The sequence below is a fragment of the Aquicoccus sp. genome, from assembly GCF_041686535.1.
Classification (GTDB): Bacteria; Pseudomonadota; Alphaproteobacteria; order Rhodobacterales; family Rhodobacteraceae; genus Aquicoccus.
Window position 1 is genome coordinate 1 of record NZ_JAWLDS010000061.1, and the last position, 19,119, is coordinate 19,119.

General features: G+C 62.0%; 24 protein-coding genes. 14 read left to right on the forward strand and 10 right to left on the reverse strand.

Annotated elements, in window-relative coordinates; genetic code table 11:
* Nucleotides 1-198: TetR/AcrR family transcriptional regulator (locus tag ACESL9_RS12310; RefSeq protein WP_372674886.1), on the reverse strand; the 198-nt coding region annotated here is incomplete at its 3' end.
* Between the two features lie 102 nt (nucleotides 199-300).
* Between ACESL9_RS12310 and mbfA the strand changes: the two genes are divergently transcribed.
* A complete protein-coding gene (gene mbfA / locus ACESL9_RS12315; protein ID WP_372674887.1) occupies nucleotides 301-1,275 on the forward strand; it encodes an iron exporter MbfA in 975 nt (324 codons plus the stop codon).
* A gap of 23 nt (nucleotides 1,276-1,298) precedes the next feature.
* On the opposite strand, the gene ACESL9_RS12320 is transcribed toward mbfA, so the two are convergent.
* Complete coding sequence (locus tag ACESL9_RS12320; protein WP_372674888.1) at nucleotides 1,299-1,850, reverse strand: hypothetical protein; 552 nt, start codon at nucleotides 1,848-1,850, stop codon at nucleotides 1,299-1,301.
* 281 nt (nucleotides 1,851-2,131) lie between these two features.
* Between ACESL9_RS12320 and ACESL9_RS12325 the strand changes: the two genes are divergently transcribed.
* Nucleotides 2,132-4,414 carry a Calx-beta domain-containing protein gene (locus ACESL9_RS12325; RefSeq protein WP_372674889.1) on the forward strand — a complete coding sequence of 761 codons (2,283 nt, stop codon included), beginning with the start codon at nucleotides 2,132-2,134 and terminating at the stop codon, nucleotides 4,412-4,414.
* Nucleotides 4,415-4,529: 115 nt separating this feature from the next.
* Here the strand turns inward: ACESL9_RS12325 and ACESL9_RS12330 are convergent, their stop codons facing one another.
* Nucleotides 4,530-5,576: a sodium:calcium antiporter gene (locus ACESL9_RS12330; RefSeq protein ID WP_372674890.1), complete on the reverse strand. Its 1,047-nt coding sequence runs from the start codon at nucleotides 5,574-5,576 to the stop codon at nucleotides 4,530-4,532.
* 437 nt (nucleotides 5,577-6,013) lie between these two features.
* Between ACESL9_RS12330 and ACESL9_RS12335 the strand changes: the two genes are divergently transcribed.
* From ACESL9_RS12335 to ACESL9_RS12345, 3 genes are all read left to right on the forward strand, one after another.
* Nucleotides 6,014-6,193: a hypothetical protein gene (locus ACESL9_RS12335; protein ID WP_372674891.1), complete on the forward strand. Its 180-nt coding sequence runs from the start codon at nucleotides 6,014-6,016 to the stop codon at nucleotides 6,191-6,193.
* 78 nt (nucleotides 6,194-6,271) lie between these two features.
* A complete protein-coding gene (locus ACESL9_RS12340) occupies nucleotides 6,272-6,784 on the forward strand; it encodes a hypothetical protein (RefSeq protein WP_372674892.1) in 513 nt (170 codons plus the stop codon).
* Between the two features lie 446 nt (nucleotides 6,785-7,230).
* The gene (locus ACESL9_RS12345) at nucleotides 7,231-7,872 is read left to right on the forward strand and encodes an OmpA family protein (protein WP_372674893.1); all 642 of its coding nucleotides are present in this window, start codon (nucleotides 7,231-7,233) and stop codon (nucleotides 7,870-7,872) included.
* Between the two features lie 330 nt (nucleotides 7,873-8,202).
* Here the strand turns inward: ACESL9_RS12345 and ACESL9_RS12350 are convergent, their stop codons facing one another.
* Nucleotides 8,203-8,934: a Crp/Fnr family transcriptional regulator gene (locus ACESL9_RS12350; protein WP_372674894.1), complete on the reverse strand. Its 732-nt coding sequence runs from the start codon at nucleotides 8,932-8,934 to the stop codon at nucleotides 8,203-8,205.
* Nucleotides 8,935-9,096: 162 nt separating this feature from the next.
* Between ACESL9_RS12350 and ACESL9_RS12355 the strand changes: the two genes are divergently transcribed.
* On the forward strand, nucleotides 9,097-9,330 hold the full coding sequence (locus ACESL9_RS12355; protein WP_372674895.1) for a hypothetical protein: 234 nt from the start codon (nucleotides 9,097-9,099) through the stop codon (nucleotides 9,328-9,330).
* 206 nt (nucleotides 9,331-9,536) lie between these two features.
* Here ACESL9_RS12355 and ACESL9_RS12360 read toward each other — a convergent pair whose 3' ends face one another.
* From ACESL9_RS12360 to ACESL9_RS12375, 4 genes are all read right to left on the reverse strand, one after another.
* Entirely contained in the window at nucleotides 9,537-9,698 is a 162-nt protein-coding gene (locus tag ACESL9_RS12360) for a hypothetical protein (protein WP_372674896.1), read from the reverse strand.
* Between the two features lie 39 nt (nucleotides 9,699-9,737).
* The gene (locus ACESL9_RS12365) at nucleotides 9,738-9,911 is read right to left on the reverse strand and encodes a CsbD family protein (protein ID WP_372674897.1); all 174 of its coding nucleotides are present in this window, start codon (nucleotides 9,909-9,911) and stop codon (nucleotides 9,738-9,740) included.
* A gap of 94 nt (nucleotides 9,912-10,005) precedes the next feature.
* Nucleotides 10,006-10,392 carry a hypothetical protein gene (locus ACESL9_RS12370; RefSeq protein WP_372674898.1) on the reverse strand — a complete coding sequence of 129 codons (387 nt, stop codon included), beginning with the start codon at nucleotides 10,390-10,392 and terminating at the stop codon, nucleotides 10,006-10,008.
* 6 nt (nucleotides 10,393-10,398) lie between these two features.
* Nucleotides 10,399-10,674, reverse strand: coding sequence for a YqjD family protein (locus ACESL9_RS12375; protein WP_372674899.1), 276 nt, complete (start codon nucleotides 10,672-10,674; stop codon nucleotides 10,399-10,401).
* A 539-nt stretch (nucleotides 10,675-11,213) separates the two neighbouring features.
* On the opposite strand from ACESL9_RS12375, the gene ACESL9_RS12380 reads away from it, so the two are divergent.
* A complete protein-coding gene (locus ACESL9_RS12380; RefSeq protein ID WP_372674900.1) occupies nucleotides 11,214-11,855 on the forward strand; it encodes a DUF1236 domain-containing protein in 642 nt (213 codons plus the stop codon).
* Between the two features lie 140 nt (nucleotides 11,856-11,995).
* Here the strand turns inward: ACESL9_RS12380 and ACESL9_RS12385 are convergent, their stop codons facing one another.
* On the reverse strand, nucleotides 11,996-13,588 hold the full coding sequence (locus ACESL9_RS12385; protein ID WP_372674901.1) for an OmpA family protein: 1,593 nt from the start codon (nucleotides 13,586-13,588) through the stop codon (nucleotides 11,996-11,998).
* Nucleotides 13,589-13,877: 289 nt separating this feature from the next.
* Here ACESL9_RS12385 and ACESL9_RS12390 point away from each other — a divergent pair, with 289 nt between their 5' ends.
* Complete coding sequence (locus ACESL9_RS12390) at nucleotides 13,878-14,090, forward strand: DUF3185 family protein (RefSeq protein WP_372674902.1); 213 nt, start codon at nucleotides 13,878-13,880, stop codon at nucleotides 14,088-14,090.
* Nucleotides 14,091-14,099: 9 nt separating this feature from the next.
* Here the strand turns inward: ACESL9_RS12390 and ACESL9_RS12395 are convergent, their stop codons facing one another.
* Nucleotides 14,100-14,522, reverse strand: a complete 423-nt coding sequence (locus ACESL9_RS12395) for a hypothetical protein (protein ID WP_372674903.1) — start codon at nucleotides 14,520-14,522, stop codon at nucleotides 14,100-14,102.
* Nucleotides 14,523-14,830: 308 nt separating this feature from the next.
* On the opposite strand from ACESL9_RS12395, the gene ACESL9_RS12400 reads away from it, so the two are divergent.
* The 6 genes from ACESL9_RS12400 to ACESL9_RS12425 all read left to right on the forward strand — a co-directional run bounded on the left by ACESL9_RS12400 (nucleotide 14,831) and on the right by ACESL9_RS12425 (nucleotide 18,960).
* The gene (locus ACESL9_RS12400) at nucleotides 14,831-15,022 is read left to right on the forward strand and encodes a Thivi_2564 family membrane protein (RefSeq protein ID WP_372674904.1); all 192 of its coding nucleotides are present in this window, start codon (nucleotides 14,831-14,833) and stop codon (nucleotides 15,020-15,022) included.
* A gap of 25 nt (nucleotides 15,023-15,047) precedes the next feature.
* Entirely contained in the window at nucleotides 15,048-16,124 is a 1,077-nt protein-coding gene (locus ACESL9_RS12405) for an ABC transporter permease (protein WP_372674909.1), read from the forward strand.
* Nucleotides 16,124-16,900, forward strand: coding sequence for an ABC transporter ATP-binding protein (locus tag ACESL9_RS12410; RefSeq protein ID WP_372674905.1), 777 nt, complete (start codon nucleotides 16,124-16,126; stop codon nucleotides 16,898-16,900). The genes ACESL9_RS12405 and ACESL9_RS12410 overlap by 1 nt, the downstream gene beginning before the upstream one ends.
* Nucleotides 16,900-17,805, forward strand: a complete 906-nt coding sequence (locus ACESL9_RS12415; RefSeq protein ID WP_372674906.1) for an MlaD family protein — start codon at nucleotides 16,900-16,902, stop codon at nucleotides 17,803-17,805. Before ACESL9_RS12410 ends, ACESL9_RS12415 begins: the two co-directional genes overlap by 1 nt.
* 5 nt (nucleotides 17,806-17,810) lie before the next feature.
* Entirely contained in the window at nucleotides 17,811-18,428 is a 618-nt protein-coding gene (locus tag ACESL9_RS12420; RefSeq protein WP_372674907.1) for an ABC-type transport auxiliary lipoprotein family protein, read from the forward strand.
* Between the two features lie 214 nt (nucleotides 18,429-18,642).
* The gene (locus tag ACESL9_RS12425; protein ID WP_372674908.1) at nucleotides 18,643-18,960 is read left to right on the forward strand and encodes a hypothetical protein; all 318 of its coding nucleotides are present in this window, start codon (nucleotides 18,643-18,645) and stop codon (nucleotides 18,958-18,960) included.
* Nucleotides 18,961-19,119: the final 159 nt, after the last annotated feature.

Here is a 19,119-nt window from a genome sequence, read left to right on the forward strand (position 1 = left end):
GGCCTTGTCAGGGAAATAGCTGTAGAGCGTGGCCTTCGACACGCCGGCCGCACGCGCGATGTCGTCAACGCTGGCACGCTCGAAACCGTCGGCCATGAAAACCTTGCGCGCGCCTTCAAGAACCTGATCGAACTTGCGCCCGCTGCGATTGATTTCGGCCTGCGCCCCCACTTGCGATCTCCCACTTGCCCGCCCCATACTAAACCGGCTGGTTCAGCTGCGGCAAGATCATTATGTCTGCTTGTGCCGGCCGCGCGCTCCACATAGCGTTCGCATCATGACCAGGCACGGGAGTTCGACATGCGCTTCTTTACCCAGCGTCGGCATTTCTCGGATCTGAGCGAGCAGGAAATCCTCGCCCTAGCGATTTCCTCGGAAGAGGATGATGCCAAGATCTATCGCAGCTACGCATCGCGCCTTGCCGCGGATTATCCCGATACCGCGCGAGTATTCGAGGGCATGGCCGCCGAGGAAGACAGGCACCGGCAGCGCCTGATCGAACTGTTCACGCAGCGTTTCGGGGATGTGATCCCCCTGATCCGGCGCGAGCATGTCGCAGGATACTATGCCCGGCGCCCGGTCTGGCTCATCGAGAATCTCGGGCTGGAGCGGATCAGGGATGAAGCCAGCGCCATGGAACGCGACGCCGAGCGTTTCTACCTCGCCGCAGCCAAGCGAGTCGAGGACGCGGCTACCCGCAAACTGCTCGGCGATCTGGCCGCGGCCGAGGCCGGACACCAACACACCGCCGAACAGCTCGAACAGGAGCATCTGGACGACGCGACACGGGACAAGGAAAGCCGTAGCGCCTATCGGCAGTTCGTCCTGACATGGGTGCAACCGGGGTTGGCCGGCCTGATGGACGGCTCGGTTTCCACCCTCGCGCCCATCTTTGCCACCGCCTTTGCCACGCAGGACACGCACACGACCCTCATCGTCGGCCTCGCCGCGTCGGTCGGGGCCGGGATTTCGATGGGGTTCACCGAGGCAGCCAGCGATGATGGCGAAATCTCGGGGCGCGGCAGCCCGGTCAAACGCGGTTTCGCCAGCGGCATGATGACAACAATCGGCGGGCTCGGCCATGCCCTGCCCTATCTGATCCCCGATTTCTGGACCGCGACGATCATCGCAATGATCGTCGTGTTCATCGAACTCTGGGCGATTGCCTGGATACAGAACAGGTACATGCAAACACCGTTCTTCCGCGCGGCGTTCCAGGTGGTTCTGGGCGGCGCACTGGTGTTCGCGGCGGGCGTCCTGATCGGCAGCGGGTGACGTTCCGCCACCCAGCGCCGACGTCAGCCTTCGACGCGCTCTTCGCGTCTCGTCGCCAGCACCTCCTGTTGGGGCTTCCACTTGTACTGACGGTCCTCAAGCGTGGGCATCCATGTCAACCGGCCATAGCCCTTGCGCCACGGGTCAACCACGATCCCGTCATACATGTCCTCCCCCTTGGCCGCGACGATCGCCGTGGAATGGTCGATCCGCAAAAGCGTGTCGGAATTCGCGATGGCGCGGTGAATGACGAGCGTTTCGAACCCTTCCTGCTTGAGCCGCCGCTCCATGTCCTCGGCCCAGTGCCAACACAGCCCTCGCGGGCGCGATCCCATGTTGACCTTGGTGTTGTGGATCAGCGGCGGGTCGCTGACCTCGTATTCGCGGGCCAGTTGCAGCGGATAGAAATAGGCGATCTGTGCGGCCCGCTCCGCTTCAACAGGATCGACGCGCGTGTCGAGCGCGCGGATCGCGCGGGCGAGGTCGGCAATTTCGGCCTCTTCCGGCGGCGCCGGTTCGGCACAGGCCGCAAGCAGGACGCATCCCGCGATCAGAAGAAGCCGAAAGAAACCCATCCTTGCCGCCCACGATTGCTTGACCCGATTGCCGGGTAGCTAGCGCCTCGAAACGAGCCTGTCGAGAGGGCATCGCCGGATTGCCCCCCTTGGCGGTCGGAATACCTCAAAGGCGGATACCGGCGCCCCTTCGAAAACTCCATGAGCGCAGCCATCCATTCGGGGTGTTGCAATATCATGCCAAGGATTTTCCCGCTCGCAGGCTGAACAGGAAAGAATCGAATTTCTTCGAAAGGTGCGCTATCCTCTTCGTCAACCTATTTAACTGAGGGAATGTATTAATGGAAATTGATGTTCAATCGACAAGCGTGGAAGAGCGAGACACTTTCAACCTTTTGTCGGATCAAGGTGTGATGAAATTCGAAGTCACCATGGCCGAGGCGTCCGTCGGGACGGTGACCGTAGAATACAGAACCCGACAAGGCACTGCAGCCGAGAATGACGATTTCGACAAGCGGTTCGATCCGGTTTCCGGAACCTTGGAATTCGCGCCCGGCGAAACAGTCAAGACCGTCGAAATCGCAACGATGGTGGATGATCTGGACGAAACGGACGAATTCTTCGAGCTCGAACTGTTCGACCCGACCGGCGGGGCCACGCTTGCAGGTGATGGCCCGACAGTGCGGGCCACCGGGTGGATACTGGACAATGACGGCTCAACCGATGATCGCGCCTTTCGAATTTCCGATCCGGTTGTGCTTGAAGGAGATTCGGGAACAACAACCGCACTTTTCGAGGCGGAGCTTTCGCGCCCGTCCGACGCAACCATCCAGGTGCCATGGGCCACGGCATCAAACACGGCACGCGCCGGTGAGGACTTCACGGAAGCGAACGGCACATTCACGTTCGCTCCGGGCCAGACCCGGGCGGTCGCGTTTGTCGATGTGCTGGGCGATGAAGTGGTCGAACCAACCGAGACATTCTTCCTGATCGGCGATACGTCGGGCATTTCCGCGATCCACTCGGGCAGCGACGGCACCGTGGGAACGGCAACAATTATCGACGACGATGCCGGGCTACGCACAATTTCGATCAACGACGCATGGTCCCGCGAACGCGACACCTCGGATCTATTATCTGACCAGGGTATGCAGCGGTTTGTCGTCGCGCTTTCGGAGCCTTCGACAGGCACCGTGAGTATCGATTACCGCGCGGTGCCTGGCACTGCGCAAGACGAAGACTTCGGGAGGTTCCAACCCGCCACCGAGGGAACATTGACGTTCGAGGCTGGACAGACGACCGCCTGGATCAACATCCGAACCACACGTGATGACGACGACGAAGTCGACGAAGCCCTGCAAATGATCCTGTCCGATCCTGTCGGCGCCGTTCTGGCCGGCGGCACCCGGGAATTGACTGCGGTCGGCTGGATTCTGGACGACGACGGCGCGCCCGAGGATCGGGCGATCTATGTGCCGGATGTGACAGTGCCCGAAGGCGACAGCGGCACCGCGCCGGCCGTCTTTGAGCTGCGGCTTTCACGCCCTTCAGAAACAGCCATCGAAGTCGACTACAACACCGCGGACCTTACCGCGCGGGCGGGCAGCGATTATGTCGCCACCTCGGGCACGCTCACCTTCGAACCGGGCCAGATCTCGGCAACGGTATTCGTTCCGGTGATCGGCAACACCGAGGTCGGGCCCTCGTCAAGGGAGTTCCTGCTGAACTTCGCGCCCGACACGTCCCAGGTGTTCAGCGGCACCGGGTTTTCCGCCACCGGCACGATTCTCGAGGACGACGTTCCCAATTCGCCACCGACCGGGAGCGTCGTGATCATGGGGGACGCCATCGAGGGAGAGACCCTGACAGCGGATACCAGCACGCTCGATGACACCAACGGACTCGGCACGCTGTCATTCCAGTGGCTGCGCGACGAGACGACGATTTCCGGCGCCACCTCGTCAAGCTATGAGACAACGGCTGCCGATGTCGGCAGCACCTTGCAACTGCGGGTCAGCTACACCGATGGCGACGGGTATTCCGAAAGCGTGACCAGCGAGGCGACGGAACCGGTGGCCGGACTGGACGTGGACATCACGCTCTCGGGCCGGGTATCCGACCTGCAGGGCGATGCCATGGACGGGGTCACGCTGAGCTTGCAAGCCGAGGGCCTGCCCGACCAGACCGCCACCAGCGACGCAAGCGGCGCGTTCGATTTCACGCTGGCCGAGGGAACCGGCGGCCGGCTGGAGGCCACGCGCCCCGTTGATCCGGCAACCGAACGCGAGATCACGACCGAAGATGCGCTCGATGTGCTCCGACTGGCCGTGAATCTGGAACCCGGCTTCGGACCGGCGACGCCGCAGAACCACATCGCGGCCGATATCGACGGCGACGCGCGGGTGACCGCCGAGGACGCGCTGGAAATCCTGCGCACGGCAATCGGATTGGACGGCGACCACGCCCCGCGCTGGGTGTTCCTCGATGCGGAAACCGACTGGGACGGTGTGGTGCAGGACGACGGCAGTATCGCCTACGAGGAAGGGATCGAATTCGCTGCGTTGTCGGGCGCCGTTGACCTCGCCATGACCGGCATACTGGTCGGCAACATGGAGGCGACGTGACAATCCCGCCAGCGCGTCGTTCGCCAGCCACCTGAAAGGCGCGCGGGACGATCCCGTGGAACCGGGAGCGGACGGTGATCCCACAGACGTGGCTTGCCCGGGGGGGGCCGGACGCCTATCCGCCCGTCGCGCCCATGACCTGAAACGTGATGGCGCCGGCATATACGACAAGTATCGCGATGGTTTCGACGCCGATACCGCCCGGCCCGTTGCGTTGACGCAGTATCAGCCCGCTCAGGAGTATTCCGGTCATCAGGATCGCCGTAAGGGTCCAGAACTGGTCGCTCACCGTCGCCGCATGGTAGAGCGAGCCGTCGCGATAGGCGATATCGGCCGCGGTCAGGAACAGGGTATCGAAGGTGTTGCCACCGATGATCCCGCCCACGGCCAGTTGCAGCGCGCCGCGGCGCACCGCCGCGATCGTGGTCACCAGCTCGGGCATCGACGTCACCACGGCCGTCGCCAGCGCCCCCACCAATGTCTCGGAAAGCGCCAGACGGGCCGTGATCGAACCGGCGGTCTTTGCGATCGTCCAACCGGCGATCCCCATGAGCAGCATCAGCAGAAGGAAGTGCAGGAAAAGTCGCAGGGTGGTGATCTGACGTGCCGCCGCGCTCTCGCGTTCCGGCGTGTCGTTGCGGGTGTCGCGGGTGTTGACGGGGCGCCACATCGGCGCTTCGCGCAAGGCACGGGTCGCAACCAGAGCCCCGACATAGATCACCGGAATCACCAGCGAGACGGGATGGATGGCAACGATGGTGAACTCGGTCAGCGCGCCCGCCAGAAGCGGCAAGGTCAGCAGAACGATGAGGGTAATGGCCTGGAAAATATTGGCCAGATCGGCTGCGGCATGTTCGAGATTGGCCCTGCGATAGGCCACGTCCGCGATCGCCAGAAAGGCCGTCTGGGCGGCAATGCCGCCGATGCTGTTCGCATAAGCCATCGAGGCCTGACCATCGAGCGCGACAGTGATCGACACGATCGTCCCACTCAAGGAGGTCGCCGCCCCGAGCAGAACAGCCCCCGCTATCGCTTCGCCAATGCCCATTCGGTCTGCAAGCCGATCCACCAGAGAGGTCATCCGCAGACCGCTCACCAGGACGACAAGCGCGGCAAGCGTGAAGGCGAACAGCAACGCCGGGATCGGCCAACTTGCAAGCATGGCGAAAACCTCTCTCTGTCTTGCCCCCAAACGAGCCCGCCATGCAACGACATGCAAGCACGGCCTGCGCCTTGAGCAGGAAATCGTTGTTTATCACTTGAAAGTCACCGGCCGGAAACAGGATCATGACACCGGGTTGAAGCGCAGGAAACGACGCAAAGGCATGTCGGGTCGAAGTGAATTCGACTGAAGTCCCGCGAAAGACCAGCGCGCAGCCAGGATCGGCAGGCTGGCGACCATTCCAGCGGTTTGCGAGGAATCTGAGCAAGCGGGACCGCGATGCCGCTGATTTGGACATTCGGTCAATGCGCGCTGACGGAATTCAAGGTCTGGACTGACGAACTGCTTTGATCTTGGTTTCCTTTGTGGTGCGCCATCGTAAATCGGGTCGCCCGTCCCCATATGGGTAGTACCGAAGCCAAGTATCCCGGTCCGGCATGGACGAGAAGTTGGCGCCGGAAAATCAAAGGATCGATGACATGTCTTTCAATGACCTGACCGCCAGGGCTGCGGCCGCAATGAAGCCAAAGCCCGCCAAAACCGCTGAGACCCCCGCCAAGGAGAACGGACCCAAGGCCGCCGGGAACGAAGCGCCGTCGCAACCCAAGACATCTTGAGCGGTGCCCAAGCCGCGCCCCCAATACTTGAATGAGGGGCGCGGATCACCCGCAGCGACAAGGGAAAGGATCACACCAATGGAAGATCTGACGAGCAATACCATTGCGGTCTTTTCCCGACCGTTTACCGTTCCGGGCTTTGCCGAGACGCTCCCGGCAGGAGAGTACGAGATCGAAACGGAATTGGTTTCACCCCCTGATCAACAGGATCCCGAAGCCTGGAAAGCCTCCGTCTTGGTGAAGCTTCATCCCCGGATATCGCATCCCGGGCTTGCGCGAACCTTGACGCTTTCCCTTGCCGACCTCGACCATGCACGGGCCAGAGACAAGCTGACGGGCAGGGCGTTTTCCGACTTTTTTCTGGAAGGGATGCTGGCCGATCCAATGGTGCGCCTCGTGATGAAGGCTGACGGCGTCTCCGAGGCGCATTTGCGGCATCTCTACTTGGGACGCCAGACGTTCCAGTCCGACAGGGATATACTGGAACCGAAAACGGAAAGCCAAAGGATACGGGACAACACGTCAATCCAGGCCGCCGAAAACGAAGGCATGCCTTCGCGCCCGGGAACGTCGCCACCTTTGCAAAGATGATCCCGCAGTGCGTGACGCGGCTCCAGAAGGGCACGCGCAGTGTCGAGAACTCCAAACAAATGTCTTACGAACAACATGGATACCTGACCGATCATGGCTGGCGTCACCGAACCGGTTTTGCAATCTCTTTCGTCCCGAGGTGGGGCTGCCTGGATGACATCGGAAGCACCCGTATGGCTAAGCGCCACCGCATGAGGTGGTCACCCAAGGGTGTGCACCGAGTAACCGTTTCCGGGTCGCTGTCCTTGATGACGGATCGAACGGTCCCGGAGTATCATGGGCTGATGGGCAGGATGGCAAAACTCAAGCGCGCCCATGAGACGGAAAGTGCTTCTAAGATAACCTGGATCAGCAACGTGAATGACGCTTGATGGCATGCTGACCGGGGTTCGGTGTGACGGCCTGGCAGTTCCTGTGCAGGCGACACCTTTGGAAGGACACAAACGATGGGTTATCATGGAAAGACAATTGCAATAGGCGTTCTCTCGGTTTCGATCCTTGCGGGATGCACGTATCCTGACGGGACCGCCAATCAAACCGGCACAGGTGCCGTCGTCGGTGGCCTGACCGGCGCGGCAGCAGGGCAGGCGATCGGGGGCGACACGCGCGGGGCCTTGATCGGCGGGGCGCTCGGGGCCGCTATTGGTGGGGCCGCCGGGGCGCACATGGCTGCACAGGAGCGCGAATTGCGCCAGTCCCTTGCCGGGAGCGGCGCCGAAATCACGAATACCGGCAACGATCTGCGGGTTATCCTGCCCGATTCAGTGACCTTCCGCACCGGCTCATCGGTCGTCGATCCCGGCTTCCGGCCGGCATTGCGGGCGGTTTCGGACAGTTTGCGCCGCCATCCCAACTCCGCAGTCCGCGTTGTCGGCCATACCGACAATGTCGGGACCGCGGCCTTCAACAATCAACTCAGCCAGGAACGTGCATTGGCCGTGGCACGGGTGCTGATCAGCAACGGAACCAGCGCCAACCGGATCGTGGTTTCAGGGCGCGGCTTTTATGAGCCGATCGCCTCCAATACCAGTAGCGCCGGGCGCGCCGAGAACCGCCGGGTTGAAATCGTGATCACGCCAACAAGCTGACCCTCTTTGCCTCTTGTTGTCATGGAACGGGCCGGGGTGATCCCGCGCCCGTTTCATGCTCTTGGTGACACCGCGCTTGGAAAAAAGACCACAGGCAACAACCTGCATCAGTCCCGCCCCCGCGCAACTGGTGCATGTTCAGGGTTGGCGGCACCGAATCTTGCTGTCGAATGTTGGTACCGAGTAACGGCGAAGTACCGTACCGCCCTAAAAAGCCTCGGATGGCCGATGCGGTGCTTCGTCATTTCGGACAGATCAGGAAACGACGATGCGCGTTGTGCTCCGGGGACATTGGCGACGCTTCAGATAACAAGCCTTTCCTGAACCGTTTCAGCGCAGCAATGGCCCGTCCTGGTCCAGATAATCAAGATCGAAGCCTGCAAGCTCGATCAGCCGCGGCAGATCGTCGAAATCGACCCGTCCCTTCTGGAACGTCACCAATCCCTCTTCGCGCAGGTGGCGCAGCACGCGGTTCACATGCACCGCACTAAGCCCCAGCGCGTCGGCCAGATGGTATTGCGTCAACGGGCAGTCAAAACCCGTCTTGTCGCCGATGCCCACCAGCAGCAGCCTTGCCCCCAGTTCCAACAGAAGATGCGCCATGCGCTCGTCCGCCGAGCGGCGGCCAACGCTGACCAGGTGCTCCACCACCATCGCCTCGTCGCGCGACGCCGCCCACAGAACGGCCATGGCAAGGCGCGGGGCCGTCGCAAACCCGTCGAAAATATCAGAGGTCAGAACCTCGGAGGCTTCGACGCAGGTCACGGCTTCGACGGTGTGGTCCGTGGTGCGGAACAGGACGCTGCGCAGCCCCAGAAAATCCCCCGGAATCTGGAAATCCACGATCTGCCGCTCGCCATCGGGCAGAATCTTGTAGGAGCAGGCCCAGCCTTCGGCGAGGATGAACGCAGACTGGTGCGTTTCGCCTTCATGGATCAGTTCATGCCCCGCCTGAAACGTCCGCCTGCGCCGGTGAAAGCGGGCAAGCGTTTCAAGATCGTCACCTGACAAGGCGACAAACGCGGACAGTTTTCGTGTCAACGGGCCTTTCTGGATCAACATGTTTCTTTCCAACTGGGATCGATTTCACGCCACATTCCATTTTGAATAGCCGCAAAACTTGTGCCTTACGCTGCTTTGTATCAGCCCAGTCTAACAGATCGGGCCTATGATCACGAGACGTTCCGATTTACTTCCTCCCTGCAACAGAAAGCGAAACCGCTCATGCCCGTCCTCAACGACATTTCCGGAACCGCCGCTCTCTCCATTTGCGAGTCGCTGCTTCTGGCGCTGAATGATCGAAATATCCTGCCGGAAAAAGAGATCGTGGGGATACTTCGCGATGCAGCAGCAGCACATGAATTCGCCGACCATGCCGACCAGGCAGAAATGCATGCCGCGGTCGTGGCACTCATCAACGGAATTCTGGCTGGCGGGAACTCCGTGCGCCGGAGGTGAAGCTGGACTTAGGCCAAACATGGATCGGCCGACATGCCCTTTGACCACGGCGCATTGATACGCGCAGTCCGCGCCCCCCCGGTCATGTTCGCGGCCCGCAAACCCATTGCGAAGGCCTGTCGCCACACACGGGGGAGGCTGTAAATTCATGAAAAGTAGCCCCGCCGCAAGAGGGACACCACGGCGAGGCCATCGAAAGGCGAAGCTCAACCCTTGCGCAGGGTATCCTTCGCCTTGCCGATTTGCTTTTGAAACTTGCTGTCTGCCTGGCTCGTCTTGCCTTCGGACGCGCGCGCCTTGTAATCACTCTGGGGCTTGGCCCCTTTCGATCCGGTGCCGGCGGCTTTCTTCTTTCGGTTCTTTTCCATGCGTGTCTTCCTTTCGCGGAGATCGTGAATGGTCGGGTGTCAGTCTGTGCGCAGGGCGTCTTTCACCTTGCCAAATGCCTTCTGGATGGCACCTTCGGCCTTCTTGATCTTGCCCTCGGCCTCGAGTTCGGGGTCGTTGGAAAGCTTGCCGAGGATTTTCTTCGACGATCCCTCGATCTTTTTTGCGCTTCCCTTGACGCAGTCCTTGCCCATGTTCGGTGCTCCTTTCCCGAGTGTTCGGGCTGTTGGGCAGGGTTTCTTCATGCGCGGCGCCCCTTTCCCCGCGACGCCAGAACCGGCAGGCAACTTACTTTCGCCGCCCCAGCGCAAAGGCAACCACGAAAGCCACAACCGGCAAGAGTGGAAGCGTTGATCGGGCGACCGAGGTTGCAAGGGCAAGGTCGGCCTCGGCGCGGCTTTTCGCGTGGGCGATCCGATGCGCCTGCCGTCGGGAAAGCGCGCGACCGATCAGATGGGCGACCACTGCCAGCAACGCAAAGACAGCGGCAAACACCAGCGCCGCGATCGGGTAACCGACCGCTTGCGCAAGTGCTACAAGCCCCGCCGACAGCAGCAAACCTGCCGCCACGACCGCGAGGATTGCCTTGGCGATCCCGGCTTTTGCCCGGTTTCCGATATCCCGCGATGTGGCTTGCAGGATATCCCGCACTGGCTCCCAAAACGCCAAGGTCATGTGAGTTCAGCCTTTCCGGGCAACCAGACCCAGAAGCAAGCCGATACCGGCGGCGATACCTACCGCCGCGAGGGGGTGCTGGATCACCGTGTTGGTGGCCGTTGTGCGCGCGTCACGGCCTGTCTGGCTGATCTGGCGACCGGCCTGGCCGATACCTTCGGACACATCGTCTGAAACGGTGGCCATCAGTTTCGACACATCCGCCCGCAGGGCTTCGATCTGATGGCTCAGGTCGTCTTTGTGTGGCGCGTCCTTGCGAACTGCTGCATTGGAATTGCTCATGGGAACTCTCCGGAAAGTTTTGGTCGCACCGGATAGTGCCGGGGCTCACGTCACGATTGCTTCTGCCCGCACAGCTTGGCTGGTGCGTGACAGGGGCGCAGATGTCGGTCTCGTCAACGGAAGCCGAGGAAGCCCACGACGAAAACGACAATCACGATCAGGCCGACAATGTAGATAATATTGTTCATTCAATTTCCACCATTCTGCCGCGGACCGGAGTGCGACCGCATTGATCCAATTAAACCAGTTTTCAGAAAGTGGACCACAACATGGATCAGTTTCGCGCGCGCCACTGAAAAGCGATCGGTCTTGGGCGAGTGGAAACCACGATCAATCCGTGCCGCGTGAAGCAATTCTTCGAATACTGATTTGCGTCAGCTCGCAATGTGCGCAGCTATGGCAATCTGACATTCCGCGAGCGAATTTTCTCTCGCAAAGCAGTTATCCGGACATCGGAAAAGCACCTGGTGGCCCATAGCGTGGTCTGCCGAACGGATATGCATTTCCGAAAATGCCGGATGACAACAAAGGAAAACACAATGTCCATGACATTCAAACTGGGCGCGACCGTGACAGGTCTGCTTCTTGCCTCGACTGCCTTTGCTGAAACATCAGCAACCGCTTTCACCGATCTGAACCTGCGCGCGGGTCCCGGCGTGTCTTATGAGATCGTCAACGTGATTCCGGCTTCGCAGGCTGTGAAGGTCGATGGCTGTCTCGAAGCCTCCAACTGGTGCCGCGTTTCCTATGAGGACACCAACGGCTGGGCTTCGGGTGATTACCTGACGGCCATGGTCGCGTCACCGATCTATGACAACCGCGAGCGGCTGGCCGTCGAGACCGTCACTTATGAGAAAGACCCTGATTCCGCGGCCGGCGGTAGTGTGACCGGCGCACTTGCGGGTGCTATTCTCGGCGGTCCCGTGGGTGCCGTGATCGGTGCCGGTCTCGGAGCCGGTATTGGCTCGGCGGTTGCGCCGGATGAACGCGTCACGACCTATGTGCGGGAGAACCCGCTCGATCCGATCTATCTTGACGGTGAGGTCGTTGTCGGCGCGGGTATTCCCGAAGCTGTGACGCTGACCGAAGTTCCAGAGAGCGAATACCACTATGCCTATGTCAACGGCACGCGGGTTCTTGTCGAGCGCGAACAGCGCCGGGTGGTCTATATCGTTCGGTAAGCTTGCGTAGCAATCAGCGGATCCGATAGTCTCGGGTCTGCACTCTCGATGAAAGGCGGCCCGGTTTCCCGAGCCGCCTTTTCCTTTGCACCTGATCGCCGCTGGCAATGGTGTGTTGCGCTCGACCCGAGCGGCGGCGTTCAGTCGGGCTGCACCAGTGTCGTGATCCGGCGAACCGCAACGCGCCGGTTCAGGCGTTCGGCATTCTGGGTCGGGATTTTCAGGAAAGCCTCGCCGTAACCCTGAACGATCATGTTCTCGGGCTTGACGCCGAAATATTCGTTAAAGGCCAGCGCCACGGATTCCGCTCGCCGGTCCGACAAGAGCAGATTATAACCCGGGCGACCGATCGCGTCGGTATGACCCTCGACAAGAAACAGTTCGGTGGGGTCATCACGAATGAGGTCACGCATCAATAGCCCCATTTCCCGCAGTTGCTCTGCCTGAGCGGGGGGGATAGCCGCGGAATCCGTCTCGAAGGTGATGCCGGCCAGATTGATTTCAGGCGCCAGTTCACGCACCTGGATGATGTCGCGAACCTGTCGCAGGCTGAAACTGCGGCCAATGTCGCGTTCGTCTGCGGCCAGCAAAGCCTGTCGCAGCGTGTCGCGGTCGGTGGCGGTCTGGTAATCAACAGATTGGCGAATCGGGGGTGGAAGATCGCGAATGACCACCGGCTGAACGTCGCGGGTGTCGTCGATCAGCAGGTATTCGCGACCATCAGGTTCGACGCGCACACGCCGCAGTGCGCGGCCATTGGCATCGCGCACCGTGACGATGGTCGTGCCATCGTCGCGGGTGACCACCGTTCGGGTCGATCCGTCGGCAAAGCGTTCGGTGCGCACTTCCGAACCGGGGGTGCGCAGCAAGGCGTCATCATCTTTCAGCACACTGTAAGCGCCGTCATCGTCAACCACGATCACCCTGTCACCGGTGCGCGATGCAACGCGCTGCCCGTTGGACAGAATCGCCCCGACCACGACCGCACCCAGTGCAAGCAGGCCCGCGCGCTCAAGATCGCTCATGCCACTGTCACCCGTGGCGCTGGCTTCGGGGGCTTCTCCGTCGGTGTCGGGCGCGGAGTCTGACTGTTCCTCCTGGCTTTCGTCACGAAACTCTTCGCTGCTGGAACGGCTCGTCTGCTCGGTGAGAACCTCGGACGTTACTTCCTCCGGCGTGCCGGTTTCGGCTTCTGCACCGGCCGTGGTTGCCGAATTTGCCGCGTCCGCCAGCGTGTCGGCCGCCGCTTGTGCGGCCGCATCAGCATCCGCCTCGGCGGCTTCGCGGGCGGCTTCGTCGGCCTCATCTTGAGAGTCGGCCTCTGCCTCTGCCTCTGCTTCTGCCTCCGCCTCGGCCTCTGCCTCGGCCTCCGCTTGGGCCTCTTCCTTGGCTTGAGCTTCTGCCTCAGCTTCTTCCTCGGCTTGAGCTTCTGCGTCAGCCTCAGCCTCTGTTGCCTGGGTTGGCGCAGGCTCGATCGCATCGCCCGATTCGACAGCAGATTCAAGCTTCTCGATGAAAAGCTCGCACTCCTGCGCATCGGATATCCCTGCTTCTGCACAGATTTCTTCGGGCGGGCGCGAAGCGGCCTGTTGGCGGAACCAACCCATCCCGCGCTGATCGCCGACTTCGCTCGATTGCTGGCCCTGGCCGTGCTGCGCGAGCACCGGAACAGGCTGAATCAACGAGAGCACGACCACGATGGCCGTAGTCGATCTGAGTGAGTTCTGTTTCATGTCTGGGTCCAATTCGGGGTTTGAAAGCCTGAGGATGCGGTGATGATCGGGAAAGTGCCGGACGCGTAGCTGGGCCGACGGCCGGTCCGTCAGCCGTCAGGGCGGCTGGTTCGATCCTTGAGGCAGGGTACGACGAATCGATCACGATCAGACTGATCAAGGTCAGTGTCGCAGCGGGGAAACCAGATAGGCTGCTCTTGCGATGTCCTGACAGCGGACATTCCGCTTGCGGAAGGCTTGGCGGCATTCTTCTCCAGCCCCCCTTTCACCCCCTCAAAAGGAAAGCACAATGTCTCAATCACGCATCATCGGTCTGGTCGTCCTCGCCATTGGCGGGGTGCTGTTGTTTTTCGCGTGGCGCGCATCAACCGCGCCAGTCGAGCAAGTGTCCGAGGCCCTGACCGGGCGCTTCACGGGCAATACGATGTGGTATCTGCTGGCTGGCATCGCTGGCGTTGTCGTTGGGGCCGCGATGCTCTTGCGCAATGCGCTGCGGGCGTGACGGATCGCTTCAGTCTCCGGTTCCATCAGACCCCAAAATGAAGGTCTGCACCAGAAACAGAACCACCAGAAGCACGGCAAGGATCGGGCCGAACCCAAGCGCATTTGCACCCGCTGGCGGGGCGAGTCCCTGCGTGGTCTTCCGGTCCGGTGCCTTCGGCAGCAGGTCGACAAGCCGTGGAATGGTTGCGCCCGGATCGCGTCCAAGCGAGGGGACATCGTAAAACCGGGCCAGCACCCCTCCGAGACGGCTGTACGCTCCCTCTCTGGACAGGGCAGCCAGGTCCGCGGCCTCGTCCCACGGGTCGAGACCCAGACGTGCAAGCGCGGACAGGACACTGACGGTGTTCCCGGCCCGGTCCTGGCCGAGATCGGCATAGAGGAAACCATCGAACGGGGTTCCCCCATTTCGGAGGTAATCCATTCTGGACATGCGTTTGGTCCTTTCGAGGGAACATGGGGTTGCGCGTCCGGTCAGAATGGAGCCGACCGGCGCGGGGAGCGTGATCGCTAAACCGCGTTCACGCCTTCATAGACCACCGCGCCCGGTGTGCCGCTGATGCAGATCAGCGTGCCCCGGCCCGTCTCACCCCGGTGCTTGAACCCCCGCTAACACCGATCAGTATCAAGGGCGGCCTGGGGTTGTAGAGTTCCAGCCAAGTTCAAGGCCAAGCGCCGCCCGGCGAACGCGCGCGATTCCGCGCGGGCCTTGCATAACCCCAAGTTCCAAGGAAACCGGACATGTCCCTTATCAACCTGATCATCACCCTCATCGTCGTCGGTGTTCTGCTGTGGCTGGTGAACACCTACATCCCGATGGATCGCAAGATCAAATCCATACTGAACGTGGTCATCGTGGTCGCTGTCATCCTGTGGCTTCTGAGCGCCCTGGGCTTTCTGGGCAACATAAACGGCATTCGGGTTGGCGACTGAGGCAACAGACCACGCCCCCCGGGCAATTGCCCTGGCCGGGCCCATAACCCTGGCTAACCTGCCGGACACCCGGACCCGCCTTGATGCGGCGCCACGGGGTGCGGTTCTTGACCTGTCCGCCGTGACGGCCCTTGATACCGCCGGGGCGTGGCTTGTCGCGCGCTACCGCGAGAATGCCCGGGACAACGGCCAAACGGCCACTGTCACCGGGGCAAGTGCTGCACAAACCCTGTTGCTCGAAACCGTGGAAGCGGCAATGCCCCCGGCGCGGGGGCGGCCTTCGCCGCGCCGATTGCACCATTCGGCAACCGATCTTCTGGCCGAACTGGGCACGGCTGTCAGCGGTCTTGCCGGTGGATTCGCAAATGCCTTCGGATTCCTGGGGCTTGTCGTCATGCGACTGGCATGGACGATCCTGCATCCGTCGCGGTTCCGAGTGACGGCCCTTGTCCACCACATGCACCAGGCCGGGCTGAACGCGGTGCCCATCGTGGCCCTGATGGGATTTCTGATCGGGATCGTTCTGGCCTTTCAGGGGGCATCGCAGCTCCGCCAGTTCGGCGCCGAGGTCTTCGTCGTCGACCTGATTGCGATTTCGATCCTGCGCGAGCTTGGCATCCTTCTGACCGCGATCATCGTCGCCGGGCGGTCGGCATCGGCCTTCACCGCCTCGATCGGCGCCATGAAGATGCGCGAGGAGATCGACGCCATGCGCGTTCTGGGGCTTGATCCCATCGAACTTCTGGTTCTGCCGCGCGTGCTGGCGCTGGTGATCCTGCTGCCGGTTCTGGGGTTCATTGCCAACATGGCCGGGCTCATCGGCGGCGGGTTGATGGCGTGGACCCAGCTGGGCATCTCGCCGGGGATGTTCCGCACCCAGCTTCTGAACAACACGGACGTATCGCATCTGCTGATCGGCCTTTCCAAGGCACCCGTCTTTGCCGTGATCATCGGCCTGGTGGGGTGTCATCAGGGGATGCAGGTCGAGGGCAATTCGGAATCGCTCGGCTATCAGACCTCGCGCTCGGTCGTGGTGGCGATCTTTCTGGTCATCGTCGTGGATGCGTTGTTCTCGATCTTCTTCGCGACATGGGGGATATGATGACAGGAGAGCCGCTCATTTCCGTCCGCGACCTGACCACCCGCTTTGGCGCGACGGTGGTGCATGACGGGCTGAACCTCGATGTGTTCCGCGGAGAGGTGCTGGGCGTGGTTGGCGGCTCGGGAACCGGCAAGTCCGTGCTGCTGCGCAGCATCGTCGGTCTGAAACGGCCCAGCGCCGGGCAGATCACGGTCCTGGGCACCGATGTGCTGACCGCCGATCCGGCCCACCTGCATGCCGTGCAGAACCGCTGGGGCGTCATGTTCCAGGATGGGGCGCTATTCTCGTCGCTAACGGTTCGTGAAAATGTCGAGGCCCCGATGCGCGAGCGGCTGGGGATCGACGCACAGACCCGCACGGCGCTGGCCGACCTGCGGATTGCGATGGTGGGCCTGCCCGCGACGGCGGGTGGCCTCTATCCATCCGAGTTGTCCGGTGGCATGCGCAAACGCGCCGGGCTGGCACGGGCGCTCGCGCTGGACCCCGAAATCGTGTTCCTGGACGAGCCGACCGCCGGCCTCGACCCGATAGGAGCCTCCGAGTTCGATGCGCTCATCATCGCGCTGCAAAGGGCACTCGGGCTCACGGTGTTTCTGGTCACGCATGACCTCGACACGCTCCACGCGACCTGTGACCGGATCGCCGTTCTGGCTGGGGGCAAAGTGCTGGTTGCGGGCACCATGGCCGAGATGCTGCATGTCAGCGACCCGTGGGTTCATGCTTATTTCAATGGCCCCCGTGCACATGCCGCCCTAGCGGCGGCGGGGGCGACCTGATGGAAACGCGCGCGCGATACGTGCTTGTGGGGATCTTCACCCTTGCAAGCTTTCTGGCCGCTCTCGGGTTCGTCCTCTGGCTGGGCAAGGTGCAGCTTGACCGGACCTATGCCCAGTATGACATCGTTTTCGATACGGTCGCGGGGCTGGGGCAGGCCAGCGCGGTCCAGTATAACGGGTTCAACGTGGGCAAGGTTCTGACAATCGCGCTGGATCGCGACGACCCGGCGCTTGTGCGCGTGCGAATCGAGATACTTGCCAGCACCCCGATCCGTGTCGATACGGTGGCGACACTCGCCTCGCAGGGTGTGACCGGTGTCGCCTTCGTGGCGCTCGAAGGCGGAAGCGCGCGGGCCCCAAGGCTGGAAGCCGTCCCACCGGCCGATGTGCCGGTGATCGCGTCGAGGCCCTCGGTCTTGCAGGACCTGATCGCCGATGCGCCCAATCTGCTGGCCGAGGCCATCTTGCTGATGCGCGACATCCGGACGTTCACCACGCCGGAAAACGGCGCGGCCATCACCCAGATCCTGAAGAATGTGGAAGACGCGACCCTCCGGATCGACGCCATGGCATCACGCACCGAAGCCTTCATGGCCCGTGCCGAAATAACACTCGCCCGGGCCGATGCCACCCTCGTCGATGCGCAGGGCGCTTTTGCCGTCGCCAACACGGTCATCGCGGATGACATTCCGGGGATCGTGCGGCGCCTCGAAACCGCCGTGGACACCCTCGGCCGGTCGGCTGCGGGCTTCGAGACGTTTTCGCGAAACGGCCTGCCACAGTTCGGCGCCCTGGCCACGGAAGCGCGTGCGCTGGTGGCGAACATCAATGCGCTGACCAACAGGATTGCCGGCGACCCGGGACGCTTCCTGCTGGGCGATCAGGCCCCGAGTTACAGGAGATGAAACGAATGCAACCAATCCGATCCGTCCTGTTTGCGCTGGTGCTGTCGCTCATGTCGGGCTGCGGCGCCTTGAACGCCATATCGGATGCCAGCACCCCGATGGACGCCTACACCCTGTCACCTGTCGGGGCCGGCACGGCCGCGGCACCGGGCAGTCGGCACCTGGTGGTGGAACTGCCAAGCTCGGCCGGTGCCCTGGCAAGCGACCGTATCCTGATCAAGCCGGTTCCGTTTCAGGCCCAGTATCTGCCGGATGGCAACTGGTCGGAACCTGCCCCTGCACTGGTCCAAAGCTTGCTGGTCACATCGTTCCAGAACACGGGCGGCTTTCGGCTGGTCGGGCGCACCGGTGCCGGCCTGATGCCGGATTACACGCTGATGACCGAGTTGCAGGAATTTCACGCCGAACCCACGGGAACAAGCCCCGCGCAGCTGACGATCCGGATCAGCGCCATGATGACGCTGATCCGCGAATCCGATCGACACATCGCAGCATCCCGCCGTTTCACCGCGACCGCCGTCGCTCCTTCGGATGACACGAACACCCTGGTCAGAGGCTTCGACAGCGCCATGCAGACAATTCTGCACGAAGCCGTCACCTGGACCCGCGCCCAGGCACGATGAAGGAATCGCTCTTCCCGCACCCCGCTTGCACCGCTTTCGACCAAGCGCCCCGTCCCGCTGTCGGGCCCAATAATCGCCCGCCTTCTAACCTCGATCAGTTTCCCGATGCCACGGGCAGGCTAGTGTCACCGCACATCACGTAGCCTCTTGCTCTTCTGGCGCGCCAACATCGCATCCTGCGCCAAGGCGCGTGCACATATGGGGGAAGCCGACGATGGAGACCCGGACAACACGGTCGAAACTGACCTTCTTGCATGACTTCACACTAACCGGGTCTGACGAACTGCTTCCGGCTGGCGAATATGACCTCGTGGTCGAGGAAGAGCGCCTGCAAGGGCTGACATTCGTGGCTTACCGCCAGAAAGCCGCGTTCCTGCAGGTCACCGGAAACCCACGCTCTCCGGGCCGAACGGAAATGCGCCCCGTTTCGAACGCAGACCTGAAACAGGCCCTCGGCCGTGATCACGATCCGGCTGCGGGTTCCACGATCACCACAGATGCGCACACGGTTCCGCAAAAGGATATGACATGAATACCCCAGAATGGCTGCTCCCCCGGACTCACCGGCGCAGTGCTGGGCGGCATGGTCGTTGCCATCGTCGGCTTCACCGCAGGCGGCTGGACCACCGGCAGCCACGCCAACCACGTGGCACAAACCATGGCCGGTGAACGGGTCATGGCGACGATGGTC